Raw genomic sequence first — 13,137 nt, 5'->3', positions numbered from 1 at the left:
CTGATCCAGCCGGAAAAGATTCCGGTGACTGAACACACTTTATTTTTGATGATTCTAAAAAAAACGGCTGCTGAAGGGCTTTCTTATGAAAATAAATTTTTAATTTAAAATTTGATTTTCTCTCTATCTCTTTTTCAGTTTTCACGTCAAGCATTTTTTATGGCCATCAAGACGCCTCAATGGAAATCGCAGGCATCACAATGGCCGGGGCACAGGCATCGTTCAGGATTATTATCATACAGATCTTAAAGATTATAAGTACTTAATGGTCAGAAGAATCATATTTCAATATTTAATCAGATATTCAATTTATTTTTCTGCTTTAATTTAAGGATCCATCCAAGTTTTTTCATGTCAGACCGCCGCACTGCCGGCATGGACGCTCTGCAAATCCCTGGTCCGGCGCCTTCTGTAACAGGGGGCCCCGGCTGAGCGTCGTTATTTGCTTTGACAGGCAGGATCCCCTGGATTATTCTATTCCCGAATTGAATGGAAAACGGGCAGGTATTCCATCCTGAATAAAGCGGTTAACCCAGGAGCCCGCCTTGTTGTGTCAAAGGGGGATCCTTTCTACCCCACGTTCCCTGATGCGTTGCGACCGCCAAAGCCGAAAAATGTGAAGCAAGGAGTGTTTTTGAGCGGTTCATGAGATGGAGATAGGGGAGATCACCATTGGAGAAAGGAGGTTTGAGATGGCGGAAAAGGCCAAAGTAGGATGCGCCCGCCCCACGGGCGGGTTGGTCGGACAGTCTAAGGAAACAGTAGCGGAGACAAAGGGGGCGCAGCCGTCCCAGGAGGTGAAGAAGATGATTCAGGTAGGAAGACCGGCGCCGGATTTCGTTGCCCCCGCGTATCACAAGGGGGAGTTTACTTCGGTAAAACTTTCAGATTCTCTTGGCAAGTGGGTGGTCCTCTGCTTCTATCCGGGAGACTTTACATTCGTTTGAGCGACCGAAATTTCGGCGGTCGCCGATCATTATGCGGAATTTCAAAAGCTTGGAGCCGAGGTCTTTTCCATCAGTGTCGACAGCGTCTTTGTCCACAAGATGTGGAACGACTACGAGCTGGCGAAAATGGTTCCCGGTGGTGTTCCTTTCCCCATGCTTTCCGATGGAGGTGGAAAGTTGGGAATGGCATACGGTGTTTACGACGAGGAGGCTGGAGTTGAAAACCGGGGCCGGTTTATCATTGATCCCGATGGCGTGATTCAGGCCTATGAAGTGCTCACGCCTCCTGTTGGGCGCCTGGTAGCGGAAAACCTCCGCCAGATCCAGGCCTTTCAACATGTCCGGGCAACGGAGGGGGCGGAGGCGACTCCGTCAGGCTGGAAGCCCGGCAAGATCACGCTCAAGCCCGGTCCGGACCTCGTCGGCAAGGTCTGGGAGGTCTGGAAAACCTCCATGGAAAAAGATTAGCCATTCCAGCTCATGTCCGTCGACCAGCCTTCGGTGCCGGTGCATTGGGGCGGTCGACGGCATGAGGCAGTCTTCCTTGCCTGGAATCCTCAGAAGTGCTTGCGGTTCAGGATATGGACCAGCCCCATCGTTCCGAGCTGGATTGCCACGGCCAAGGCTGAGATGACCCAGTAGCCCGTGGAAAACTTGGCGATCAGCCCGGCATCCACCATGCCCCGGTTGAGCCAGAAATGGGTCATCACCGCCAGTGCCACCCCAGGGCAGACCAGGGCGTAGGAGCCTACCGATGTTTCCCTTCCGAAAATAAACTTCCCTGCATAGCCAAGGCGCCTCAGAACCGCTCCTGTCAGCAGCGCAAAGAGTAACTGGGCTGAAAGAAACTGTGAAAGCATCATCAATCGGTTGCCGCCGCCGCTGGCCAGTTCAAAATGCTCGCCGAGTCCGTGGCTCTGGCGCAGAGACAGGATGCCGATAATCGTCAGCAGGGGGATGAATACCGACAGTGTCGGTGCGGTTTCAATATTGGCGCCGTTTTCCATCATCGAGCGGATGCCCAGAACCAGTGCGATGCCTCCGATGAGGAGCGTAGCGATCAGGAAAAAGGTTGAAAGGACCAGCCCGAGACCAGCCACCAGAGGGGTAGCTGACATCCCGGCAGGTGCGGCCAGCCCCACGCCGATCATGGCCAGGGCAAAGGCTGGAAGTGCCTGGGCAAAGGAGTTGTTGACCGCGCAGCTGAATCCGCCAACCGTCAGCACCCGACCGAAGAATGCTCCCAGCATGCGGAAGGCCATCAGTCCGATCATAAGGAAGGCGGCGATTGCCAGGGGGAAGAGATACTCCACCACGCTCCAGAGTCCGGGGACAAAGACCATCCCAAGGATGAAGATGACGTTGACGCTCATTGCGAGGGCCAGCGGCATAGCCAGCAGTTGGGTTTCCGCGTTGGAGCTGCGGAGTCTGCCATAAGCCTCGGACTTTTTCCAGGTTTGAAAGCGGATCAGGTTCCAGATCAGATACTTGAGATTGAGGAAGGCATAAAAGGCGATACCGGTAACCGCCGCGATGATCACCGCCCGAGCAGCGGTCTCGCCGGCGGAAAAAAGGGCGACCAGATCCTCGAATACAGGCACTGTGCGGCCGGGATGCGGGGTCCAGTGCATCAGCCACATGAAGAATGTGACCGTCAGTCCGCCCGTACCGAGTGAAGCAAGAAAATAGAGCGGGCTGTACGTTTCCGATGGCGTGGTTTTTCCGGATGGCACGGCAACCTCCCTGAAATCTGAATACTCTTCAATGTTTTCAAAAACGAAATAACCGGTATGTCACAGCTCCAAAGGGGTTACTTCAGAGCGCGTCCCCTCAGGACTTTGGTGATTTCACCTTCCGGAATCATGCCGACTCGAAGGAGCTGCGGTGGATCTTCAGCCACGTTGACAACCGTGGATCCTGCCAGCCCGGGGGTTCTGCCCCCGTCAACGATGCCGTCGAGAAGTGAGCCGATTGTCCGGGCGACCTCCTGAGCGGTCACGCACTCCTTCCCTCCGGACAAATTGGCGCTCGTGGTTGTCAGGGGCGCTCCAAGGGCCTGGGCCAGACTCCGGGCGATGGGATGGCTGGATATCCGAATGCCGATCAGTCCGGTGTGTGCCGTCAGCCGCGGGGACAGGGATGGAGCCGCCCGAAACACCAGCGTCAGGGGGCCGGGCCAGAATGCGCCCATGAGCCTTCGCGCTGTTTCCGGGACCTCCTCTACCAGGCTGTCCAGTTCGTCTTCTGCTCCCATGAGAATCGGAATCGGATTACTGAAACTCCTGCCCTTGATGCCGAAAAGTTTTTCAATGGCGGCTTCATTTCCTGCGTCTGCTCCCAGGCCATAAAAGGTTTCCGTGGGATAGGCCAGAATCCGTCCCTGCCTCAGAAGTCCGGCGGCTTCTTGAATCAGGGAGGGGTCAGGATTCCCGGGATCGATCGTTATCACCGGTGTTGAACTCATGCGCGGATTTTTTGAAGAAGGTCTTCCTGCCTCTTTTCAACTTCCTGGGACATCGTGTCGATATAAGTGAGAAGCCTCTGCCGGAGCTCTTCATCATTGAGCGATAGAATTCGGACAGCAAGCAGTGCGGCGTTCTTTGCCCCTGCTTTTCCGACGGCCATGGTTGCAACGGGGACGCCACCCGGCATCTGCACCGTGGACAGCAGGGCATCCAGGCCGTGAAGTGCCGTTGCATCGATGGGCACCCCGATGACAGGCAGGGGGGTCTGCGAGGCGATGACACCGGCCAGATGTGCTGCGGCGCCTGCCCCGACAATGATGGCCTTGACGTTTCGCTGGGCCGCCTTCCGGGCGAAATCGGATGTTCTCGTCGGGGAGCGGTGCGCCGAGGTTAGAAATACCTCATTGGCGATGGAAAATGCATCGAGAATTTTAACCGCTTCTTCCATGACGGGATAATCGGAATCGCTGCCCATCACGACGCTGACAATATCGTTGCTCTTGTTCATTAAAGGGTTCTCCTGCTCCGGAATAAATGGGGTGAAAAACGGATCAAAGCGAAAATACGGGCTGTAGTATACAGCCGATAACAGAGAGAATCAAGAAGGTGAAAGAAGAGTCATGCGGCAGGCGGAACATTTCAGGACTGCCTGCCGCATGAGAATCCGCGCGGACCGCCTATCAGTGCTTGAAATGGCGGGTACCGGTAAAGATCATGGCCATTCCGTGCTCATCGGCAGCCTGAATGGCCTCCTCATCCCGCATGGAGCCGCCGGGTTGAATGATGGCCGTGATGCCGGCTTCTGCGGCCATGTCTACTCCGTCACGGAAGGGGAAGAAGGCGTCGGAGCCGAGCACGCATCCTTTCGTCGGCAGCATGGCCTTCATCATGGCAATTTTGACGGAATCCACACGGCTCATCTGCCCGGCGCCGACTCCGACCAGCTGATCCTTGGTCGTAAAAACGATGGCGTTGGATTTGACATGCTTGACGACCCTCCAGGCAAAATCCAGCGCCTGGTATTCTTCCTCCGTCGGGGTCCGCCTGGTGACGACCCTGGCTTTCCGGACATCGAAGGGATCGCGGTCCCTTTCCTGAACGAGCAGGCCGCCGACGACCCGCCGAAAATCGTATCCCAAAGATCCTGCCGTGAATTCGCTGGGGATTTGCAGCATCCTCAAGTTCTGTTTCGCCTTTAATAGATCCAGGGCATTCTCGTCAAAGCCGGGTGCAATAACGACTTCCAGAAACGTCTTGAGGATCTCCTCCGCTGTTGCGCTGTCAACCGTTCGATTGAGGGCCACAATGCCGCCGAAGGCGGAGATGGGATCCGTTGCCATGGCTTTCTGATAGGCGTCGGCGAGATCTTTCGACGTGGTGGCCGCTCCGCAGGGGTTGGCGTGCTTCATGATCACGGCGGCGGGCAGGGAGAAATCGGAAACCATGTTCCATGCCGCATCACTGTCCATGATGTTGTTATAGGACAACTCCTTTCCATGAAGCTGGCGGGCATTGGCGATCGAGGCCGGAAAAGGACGATGCTCCCGATAGAAGATGGCCCGCTGATGGGGATTTTCACCATAGCGAAGGTCCTGGGCTTTCTCGAACTGCACCGTCATGGTGTCGGGAAATTCCTTGGGCGCGCTGCCGTAAGGCGTCAGCTTCCCCAGGTAGTTGGAAATGGCTGCATCGTATCTGGCCGTCAGCTGGAAGGTTTTTACAGACAGGTCGAAATTGGTCGCCTCGGAGATCCGTCCGTCATGCCCCTTCATCTCTTCAAGGATCCGGTCGTAATCCGACGGGTCCGTCACAACACTGACAAAGCGGTAATTTTTCGCGGCGGCCCTGAGCATCGTCGGGCCACCAATGTCAATGTTCTCGATGGCTTCTTCAAGGGAGCACCCTTCTCGGGACACCGTGTCTTCAAAGCGGTATAGATTGATGACCACCATGTCGATCATGTCAATTCCATGGCTTTTGGCAGCCTCCTGATGGCTTTCCTGATCCCTGAGCGCCAGAAGTCCCCCATGGATTTTGGGATGGAGCGTTTTGAGCCTTCCGTCCATCATTTCAGGAAAGCCCGTATAGTCGGAAACATCCCGGACGGACAGGCCGCTTTGTCTCAGCTGTGCCGCCGTTCCGCCCGTTGAGAGGATCTCCACCCCGTAGCTGACCAGACCTCTGGCAAATTCAACAATCCCCGCCTTGTCAGTCACACTGATAAGGACCCGCTTTATTTGATTAAAATTCATCATTTTTCTCCTTCTTTATGTTTTCCTCTTCATATCCTCCATATGGCGGATTCTCTTTTCAAGAAGAGGCCAGGTTCCGATATCCGGGCGATGGTCCACAGGGCCTTTTATGGCTGTTACAGCTTTTTCCGCAATTGTTTCCGCTGCATCGATGCGATCGGCAATCCCGACGACACCAATTGCCCGTGAAGAGGTCATATAAAGCCCATCTGCCTTCTGATCGACGGAGGAATAGTACAAGCGGGCTGCCCCCACATCTCCGATCTCTATCCGGGAGGAGGTGGAGCCTGCATCGCCGTCATCTGCAGGCAGACCGTAAGCCTTGGGGACAATGTACTTGCACACGGTGGCTTTCTTTTCAAATTCGATAGGAAGGCTCCCCAGCGTCCCCTCGGTGATGGCCGTGCAGAGATCGAGAAAGTCTGTTTTTAAAAGCGGCAGGATATTCATGGCTTCAGGATCGCCGAACCGGGCGTTGTATTCGAGAAGTTTCACCCCGGATCGGGTAATCATGAATCCCCCGTACATCACACCCTTATAGTAACAGCCGGTTTCCCGGTAAAGGGCTTCGGCTACGGACTGGGTAATGGACAATCCCGCCGCGATATCCTTTTCCGATAGAAAAGGCAGAAGGTGATTTTCAAAGGAATAGGATCCCATCCCGCCCGTGTTGGGGCCCTGGTCATCGACAAAGCGACGCTTGTGGTCCTGGACCGGTGGCGTAGCCACGACGGTTTTTCCGTCGCAGAGGCACTGGAGAGAAAATTCCTCCCCCTCCAGCTTTTCTTCGATGGTTACTGACGGATGGGTTTTGAGGATTTCCCTGCAGGCCTTCAGAGCCTCGCTTCGAGATTCGAAATGTTCCCCCTGTACGAGGACCCCTTTGCCGCCGGTCAATCCATCGGGTTTGAGAACGATTCCGTCCAGCTTCTCGAGAAAGGCTTCCATGCCTTCCATGGACGAGAAGGCTTTAAAGGTGATGTTTCCCGGAACATTGTACTTCTCGAGGAGATTCCGGGTGAAGGACTTCGATGTCTCCAGCCGGGCCAGGCTTTTCCGGGGGCCGACACAGGAAATTCCCCGTGAGGCCAGGTAATCGACCACCCCTTCGTTTAACGGGTCTTCGGGTCCGATGACGGCAAGATCGGCGGCACAGGCCTTTGCAAATTCCCCGATGGCCTCAAGATCGTCATATCTGCCCAGCTGAATCTGTTCTGAAAAGGAGGAGATTCCAGGATTATTCGTTTTCATGTAGGAAAAGAGCCGAGGAGCGCGGAGAGACCGCGCAATCGTCTCCGCAAGGACATGTTCTCTTGCCCCATTGCCTATCAACAGGATATTCTTCATTTATTCGACCTCCTGCATCGCCTTCCCTCAAATTTCAGGCGGCAGGCATAAATAGCGAAAAAACCATCCGGAGTCAATCAAATCTGAAGGCGGCGGATTTGCTGCCAGACTTCTTCCGGCTTCGCTTGACAGAGGGCATGCAAATTGATAGATGCAGATCCTGCCGGAATGGTTCGTCATCTTTAATGAAAACCATATTCTAACGAAAGAGAACCGTATGAATACATCCAATGGCCAGATCAGGAATAACCGTCTCGGAGTGATCATTCTTGCCGCAGGCAAGGGGACTCGCATGAAATCCGAGAAGGCTAAAGTGCTGCATTGCGTTCATGGGCGGCCCATGCTGTCCTTCTCGATTGAGATTGCCAGGAACGCCCTGGCGGAAAAAATCATCATCGTTGTCGGCCACCAGGCGGATGTTGTCAAGGCAAATTTCAGGGACGAGGACCTGATCTTTGTGGAGCAGCGTGAACAGCTGGGGACCGGGCATGCCGTGATGCAGGCCCGGGGGCCCCTTGAAGATTTCTCCGGCGACATTCTGATTCTCTGTGGAGACGTTCCTCTTCTTTCCGCGGAGACGGTAAGCCACCTTCTTGAGTCTCATGCCAGGGAACAATCCGTTGTCACCGTTCTTACCGCCATGCTGGATGACCCCTTCGGCTATGGACGCATTGTGAAAACGTCCGGGGGAGACGTTCTGAAGATTGTAGAAGAGAAGGATGCATCTGAAGAGGAAAAGAAGATCAAGGAATTCAATTCAGGGATCTATTGCGTTGAAAGTTCATTCCTGCTGCAGGCGGTGGGGGAAATAAAAGATGACAATGCCCAGAAGGAATACTATTTAACCGATATTATTGAAATCGCCTGCAGGAGAAACCTTCCCGTCAGGGCGGTGAAGGTGGAGAATGTTCAAGAAATCCTGGGCATCAACACCCCTGAGGACCTTCGGCGGGCCGAAGATCACATGGCGGGAATCTCCCGGGGAAAAGAGCCATAAGATATTCGGATTCTATGAATAAAATCGATGCAGGGCAGGTCGTGCACAGCCTTTCCCTGGGTTCTCTAAAGATACAGAATAATATGATTTTGGCTCCCCTGGCCGGAATTTCCAATGCGCCTTTCCGGATGATGATGCGGGAAGCGGGGTGTGGCCTGGCCTATACGGAGATGATCAGCGCCAACGGCCTTGTTTGCGGGAATGACAAAAGCCGCCGGTATCTGGTCTTCCACGACGAGGACAGGCCGTTGGGGGTTCAGATCTTTGGAAGTGATCCGGCCATCCTGGCCGAGGCCGTGCAGATTGCTGACGAGCAGGGGGCGGACCTCATTGACATCAATATGGGCTGCCCGGTCAAAAAGGTGGTCAAAAATGGCGCCGGCGCCGCCCTGCTGAAAGATCCCGATCGGGTTGAGCGGATCCTCTGGGCGGTGAGAAGGGCGACTCGAAAGCCCTTAACCGTCAAGATTCGTTCCGGCTGGAGCAGTCAAAATATAAACGCTGTTCTGATCGCTGACATAGCAGAGCAACAGGGAGCGGATGCCGTCATTGTTCATGCCAGGACGGCGGCCCAGGGATTCAGCGGATCGGCTGACTGGCGAATCATTGAGGAGGTCAAGAATTCTGTCGGCATTAGCGTCATCGGAAACGGGGATGTCAAAACAGGTGATGATGCGCGGAACATGATCGTAACGACGGGCTGTGACGGGGTCATGATTGGGAGGGGAGCGCTGGGCAACCCCTGGATCTTCAAGGAGGCTCTTTCGCTTCCGGGCGCGGCGTCAGGCGATGCCAGACCCTCTCTCATGGAGCGTAAGAAAATGATTTTAAGGCACTTGGAGATGGAATCCGTTTTTGAGGGCGGCGACGGTGCGGTTGTCCGGTTTCGAAAACACCTTCTCTGGTATACGAAAAAGTTGAGAGGCGGGGCGGCTTTCCGGGCAAAGGCAACAACCGTGAGCGACAAGGATTCCGTGCTGGGGGAAATCGAACGTTTTTTCGATTCTTTGGAGATGCCGGATCGCACCCGTGAGGCTTTCAAATAAGACCTTGACATTTAGGGCGTGTATTGTAATATTTTTGCCAAATAAATTAACGGGAGTGTAATGATAGAGAAAGATTCTTCCGCAAAGCTGTAAGGGCGATACAAAAAATACTGCCCCGGGATATTTTTCAAGAAACCTGGAGGGACTCTCCAGGCAGGGGCTAACATTAACGGGGTGAGTTGTGGAATTATTAATACTGAAGGAATTGGAAGAAAAGATAAAAGGTCTGGCCCGGGAACATGCTTTGCTAAAGAAGAGGAATCTTGAATTAGAGGAATCGTTGAGAAATAAAACGGTGGAGTTGGAAGAGCTGAGCGCTAAGATAAAGGAATTTGATGAGGAAAGAGTAGCGATTCGCGTAAAGGTAGATTCTCTCTTGGAACTGCTTTCCGATGTTAGCGTGCACGAGTAGGCTGTCATATAGATAAGGTTGTGCATGAAAAAGGATTATTACATCAAGATTCTGGGCCAGGAATTTACCGTTTTGAGTGATTCAGGGGATGAGCATGTCAAGAACGTCATGGACTATATCAATCACAAAGTGATGGAATTGGAAAACAAATCTCCGAACACCAGCACGTTGAATATAGCCATCCTCGTTGCTCTGAATATCGCAGATGAATATATGAAGCTTCTTCATGGGGACAATGGAGAGATTTTCAGTCAAATAGACAGACAGGCACAAAATTTGATAAACCTCATTGATGAGATAAGATAAAAAAGTTCCCCTGCGATGTGCGTGATTAGCTATCTTCTTTTTGAGCCAACACCAAGTAAACGGGAACCTTCCCTTGTTTGCCGTGCGCTAGCTTGACCGGTCCCGCGACCAGCGGGCGTCAGGAAGCCTAAAGCAAATAATAAGGTACCCACTTTGAACCTCGGTTCAAAAGGGGCGTTAACACGGCATATGCGGGGGTTACTTTTTCTGGATAAGCAACGTTCCGCTAGAGATGTATCTCTAAAGTCTCCTCAACAAATCCCGCCATCCGATTTTTGTTTCTCTTAACCACCAGAAATCGTCCTTAAGGTAGTCTGCCTGCGTTCATTCATGTGTAAGTGAATGAATATTAAAAGAAATATCTTTTAGGTGCCCGGCAGGATGTCTTCTGGATGCTCGACAGGCAAGTGAGGAGGTAAAAGGTGTTGTTGAACAATACTATAATCGCATTGACGATATTCGGATTGATTGCCATTGGATTGGCCATCGGTTATTTTTTAAAATTCCGGCTTTCTCAAAAACGGCTGGAGTCATCGGAACATCTGGCCGTGAGGATTATTGACGAAGCGAAAAAAGAAGCTGAAACCATAAAAAAAGAGGCCGTGCTCCAGACAAAAGAGAATCTTCTTCGACTGAAAGGGGATTTCGAGAAGGAAACAAGGGAAACCAAGCAGGACCTGGACAATCTGGAGAGGAGGATTCGCTCAAAGGAGGAAAGTCTCGATAAGCGGATCGATACGCTCTCCCAGAGGGAAAGTGGTATAGAGGGGAGGGAAAAGGCGCTCCTTTCAAAAGAGAGTCAGATTAATGAGAAGCATGAAAAGCTCAACAGGCTGATCGAGGAACAGCAGAACAAGCTGGAGCAGATTGCCGGCATTACCTCGGAAGAGGCGAAAGAACTGCTGACGCAGTCCATGGAGGCGTCCGCAAAGCGCGATGCCGCCATATTGATCCGGAAAATAGAAGAAGATGCCAAGCGGGATGCGGACAAGAAGTCGCGAGAAATCATCGCGTATGCCGTGCAGCGATATGCCGGTGATTATGTTGCTGAAAATACGGTATCGGTGGTAAATCTTCCAAGCGATGAAATGAAGGGGCGCATTATCGGAAGGGAAGGCCGGAATATCCGGGCCATTGAGGCCGCCACGGGCATCGATTTGATCGTGGATGATACGCCGGAGGCTGTTGTGCTTTCCAGCTTTGATCCCATAAGGAGAGAGGTGGCGAAGATATCCCTGGAGAGGCTCATTACAGACGGTAGGATTCATCCGGGAAGAATCGAGGATATCGTCAAGAAAGTTCGGCTGGAAGTTGACAATATCATCAAAGAAACGGGGGAGAGGGTTTCCTTTGACGTGGGGGTGCACGATATACATCCCGAAATAATCAATCTTCTTGGAAGCTTGAAATATCGGACGAGTTTTTCTCAAAATGTTCTTCAGCACTCTATTGATGTTGCCCATCTGACCGGCATGATGGCAGCGGAACTGAAAATGAACATTAAAGAGGCAAAACGGGCTGGTCTGCTTCATGATATCGGCAAGGCCGTGGATCACAAGATAGAAGGAACCCATGCGGCCATCGGCGCGGACTATGCGAAGCGTTTTGGCGAATCGCCCCGCATTGTTCAGGCCATTGCCGCTCACCATGACGACAGCCGGACGAACACCCTGCTGGGAGTTTTGGTGCAGGCTGCAGATACCCTGTCGGCCGCACGACCGGGGGCCCGGAGGGAAATGCTGGAAACCTACGTGAAGCGATTGGAGGAATTGGAAAATATCGCCAATTCGTTCAGCGGCGTTGAAAAATGCTATGCCATTCAAGCCGGGAGAGAAATCCGTATTCTTGTCGGAAGCGAAAAAATATCCGACAATGATGCGGTTATGCTCTGTAAGGACATTGTCCATAAAATTGAATCGGAATTGACGTATCCAGGCCAGATTAAGGTGACGGTCATCAGGGAAACGCGAGTGTCTGATTTTGCAAAATAATGAGCATCTGAACGGCGGGCGGGCTTCGCGGATTTCCATTTCCCGTTGACAGCGGGAACGAATCGTCAGCCTCCGTGCATCAGTGCTGAAGGTCATGGGAATGAGAATCCTTTTTATCGGAGATATTGTCGGCAAGCCGGGAAGAAGAGCCATCCGGGAGCTTCTTCCCGATATGATCACCTCCTACGGAGTTGATTTCGTTATTGCGAACTGCGAGAATGCGGCCGCCGGGTTTGGAATTACCCGGGAAATTGTGGATGAGCTGTACCAGGGTTCCATCGATGTCCTGACCTCGGGCAATCATGTCTGGGACAAAAAGGAGATTCGTGACTTTGTTGAAGATTACGAAACCCTGCTCCGGCCGGCAAACTATCCTGAAGGAACTCCAGGATGGGGGCATGTTCTTGTAAAAATGGAATCCGGCATCTCGGTTGGGGTCTTAAATCTCGCAGGGAGGGTTTTCATGCAGCCCATCGATTGCCCCTTCCGAACGGCGGAAAGGGAATTGGTCGCCTTTTCCGGAATGACGAAGATCATCATTGTCGATATGCATGCCGAGGCGACATCGGAAAAAAAGGCGCTGGGGTGGTTTTTAGACGGTCGGGTGAGCGCGGTGCTGGGAACCCATACCCATGTCCAGACGGCGGACGACGAGATACTGCCGGGAGGAACCGCCTACATCAGCGATGCGGGAATGACGGGACCTTTCGATTCTGTGATCGGCGTCAAAAAGGAAGTCGTGATAGACAAATTTCTGTTTCAGATTCCCAATAGATTCGATATTGCAAAAGGGGATATCCGATTGCAGGGGGTTGTGCTGGACGTTGATGAGAAGGATGGTAAATGTTCGAGAATCCAGCGCCTCAGTGTTCGTCTGAATTCATGATGCTTCATGATCCTGGAGAGAGGATTTCGAGATTCCGACGTTAGAATATCCTGGAGGAGACTTAGAACTTGAAAAACGTATATGATGTTTTTCTGGAAAGAGGCTTTATAGAGCAGGTAACCGATGAAGATGAAGTAAGAAAAGCCCTTGAGCATCCCCTTACGTGCTATATTGGTTTTGATCCAACCGCAACAAGCTTGCATATTGGGAGTCTTGTGCCTATCATGGCCCTTGTTCATCTGCAGAAGAACGGCCACGTCCCAATTGCCCTTGTCGGTGCGGGGACGGCTCTGATTGGAGATCCTAGCGGAAAAACCGAAATGCGCCAGGTTTTGTCGAGAGAAACCATTGACTTCAATGCTCAGTGTCTGCGAAGGCAATTCAGCAGGTACCTGGATTTTGAGGATCGAAAGGCATTAATGCTCAATAACGCGGACTGGCTGACGAAATTGAATTACATTTCCTTCCTGCGCGATATTGGACGCCAC

13 protein-coding genes and 1 other RNA gene are annotated in these 13,137 nt (G+C 52.5%); 9 read left to right on the top strand and 5 right to left on the bottom strand.

Going from position 1 to position 13,137, the window contains the following annotated elements:
• The first annotated feature begins 692 nt into the window (after positions 1 to 692).
• Positions 693 to 1,415 (top strand): thioredoxin-dependent peroxiredoxin, encoded by a 723-nt coding sequence (prxU, locus tag AB3175_RS11315; protein ID WP_367361048.1) that lies wholly within the window; start codon positions 693 to 695, stop codon positions 1,413 to 1,415.
• Positions 1,416 to 1,504: 89 nt separating this feature from the next.
• Here the strand turns inward: prxU and AB3175_RS11310 are convergent, their stop codons facing one another.
• The 5 genes from AB3175_RS11310 to purD all read right to left on the bottom strand — a co-directional run bounded on the left by AB3175_RS11310 (position 1,505) and on the right by purD (position 7,011).
• Positions 1,505 to 2,680, bottom strand: coding sequence for a hypothetical protein (locus AB3175_RS11310; RefSeq protein WP_367361047.1), 1,176 nt, complete (start codon positions 2,678 to 2,680; stop codon positions 1,505 to 1,507).
• Between the two features lie 77 nt (positions 2,681 to 2,757).
• Positions 2,758 to 3,411, bottom strand: a complete 654-nt coding sequence (locus tag AB3175_RS11305; RefSeq protein ID WP_367361046.1) for an L-threonylcarbamoyladenylate synthase — start codon at positions 3,409 to 3,411, stop codon at positions 2,758 to 2,760.
• Positions 3,408 to 3,920, bottom strand: a complete 513-nt coding sequence (gene purE / locus AB3175_RS11300) for a 5-(carboxyamino)imidazole ribonucleotide mutase (protein ID WP_367361045.1) — start codon at positions 3,918 to 3,920, stop codon at positions 3,408 to 3,410. The genes AB3175_RS11305 and purE overlap by 4 nt, the downstream gene beginning before the upstream one ends.
• 172 nt (positions 3,921 to 4,092) lie before the next feature.
• Positions 4,093 to 5,664 carry a bifunctional phosphoribosylaminoimidazolecarboxamide formyltransferase/IMP cyclohydrolase gene (purH, locus tag AB3175_RS11295; protein ID WP_367361107.1) on the bottom strand — a complete coding sequence of 524 codons (1,572 nt, stop codon included), beginning with the start codon at positions 5,662 to 5,664 and terminating at the stop codon, positions 4,093 to 4,095.
• Between the two features lie 15 nt (positions 5,665 to 5,679).
• Positions 5,680 to 7,011, bottom strand: a complete 1,332-nt coding sequence (purD, locus tag AB3175_RS11290; protein WP_367361044.1) for a phosphoribosylamine--glycine ligase — start codon at positions 7,009 to 7,011, stop codon at positions 5,680 to 5,682.
• Between the two features lie 217 nt (positions 7,012 to 7,228).
• On the opposite strand from purD, the gene AB3175_RS11285 reads away from it, so the two are divergent.
• From AB3175_RS11285 to tyrS, 8 genes are all read left to right on the top strand, one after another.
• Entirely contained in the window at positions 7,229 to 8,008 is a 780-nt protein-coding gene (locus AB3175_RS11285) for an NTP transferase domain-containing protein (RefSeq protein ID WP_367361043.1), read from the top strand.
• A 14-nt stretch (positions 8,009 to 8,022) separates the two neighbouring features.
• Positions 8,023 to 9,054, top strand: a complete 1,032-nt coding sequence (gene dusB, locus AB3175_RS11280; protein ID WP_367361042.1) for a tRNA dihydrouridine synthase DusB — start codon at positions 8,023 to 8,025, stop codon at positions 9,052 to 9,054.
• 181 nt (positions 9,055 to 9,235) lie between these two features.
• Positions 9,236 to 9,466, top strand: coding sequence for a cell division protein ZapB (gene zapB / locus AB3175_RS11275; RefSeq protein WP_367361041.1), 231 nt, complete (start codon positions 9,236 to 9,238; stop codon positions 9,464 to 9,466).
• Between the two features lie 24 nt (positions 9,467 to 9,490).
• Entirely contained in the window at positions 9,491 to 9,772 is a 282-nt protein-coding gene (locus tag AB3175_RS11270; protein ID WP_367361040.1) for a cell division protein ZapA, read from the top strand.
• Between the two features lie 4 nt (positions 9,773 to 9,776).
• Positions 9,777 to 9,974: non-coding RNA, 6S RNA (ssrS, locus tag AB3175_RS11265), on the top strand.
• 226 nt (positions 9,975 to 10,200) lie between these two features.
• A complete protein-coding gene (gene rny / locus AB3175_RS11260) occupies positions 10,201 to 11,763 on the top strand; it encodes a ribonuclease Y (RefSeq protein WP_367361039.1) in 1,563 nt (520 codons plus the stop codon).
• Between the two features lie 94 nt (positions 11,764 to 11,857).
• Entirely contained in the window at positions 11,858 to 12,649 is a 792-nt protein-coding gene (locus AB3175_RS11255) for a TIGR00282 family metallophosphoesterase (protein WP_367361038.1), read from the top strand.
• Between the two features lie 68 nt (positions 12,650 to 12,717).
• Positions 12,718 to 13,137, top strand: a 420-nt coding sequence (gene tyrS, locus AB3175_RS11250) for a tyrosine--tRNA ligase (protein WP_367361037.1), incomplete at its 3' end; no start/stop codon positions are given.

It is taken from the genome of Syntrophus sp. (in: bacteria) (genome assembly GCF_040768185.1).
Classification (GTDB): domain Bacteria; phylum Desulfobacterota; class Syntrophia; order Syntrophales; family Syntrophaceae; genus Syntrophus; species Syntrophus buswellii.
This window is presented reverse-complemented; position numbering and strand designations above follow the sequence as displayed.

Coding starts and splice junctions, on each gene's coding strand:
- AB3175_RS11305 (WP_367361046.1), bottom strand. CDS start 3,411: ATGAGTTCAACACCGGTGATAACGATCGATCCCGGGAATCCTGACCCC.
- purE (WP_367361045.1), bottom strand. CDS start 3,920: ATGAACAAGAGCAACGATATTGTCAGCGTCGTGATGGGCAGCGATTCC.
- purH (WP_367361107.1), bottom strand. CDS start 5,664: ATGAATTTTAATCAAATAAAGCGGGTCCTTATCAGTGTGACTGACAAG.
- purD (WP_367361044.1), bottom strand. CDS start 7,011: ATGAAGAATATCCTGTTGATAGGCAATGGGGCAAGAGAACATGTCCTT.
- AB3175_RS11285 (WP_367361043.1), top strand. CDS start 7,229: ATGAATACATCCAATGGCCAGATCAGGAATAACCGTCTCGGAGTGATC.
- dusB (WP_367361042.1), top strand. CDS start 8,023: ATGAATAAAATCGATGCAGGGCAGGTCGTGCACAGCCTTTCCCTGGGT.
- AB3175_RS11270 (WP_367361040.1), top strand. CDS start 9,491: ATGAAAAAGGATTATTACATCAAGATTCTGGGCCAGGAATTTACCGTT.
- AB3175_RS11255 (WP_367361038.1), top strand. CDS start 11,858: ATGGGAATGAGAATCCTTTTTATCGGAGATATTGTCGGCAAGCCGGGA.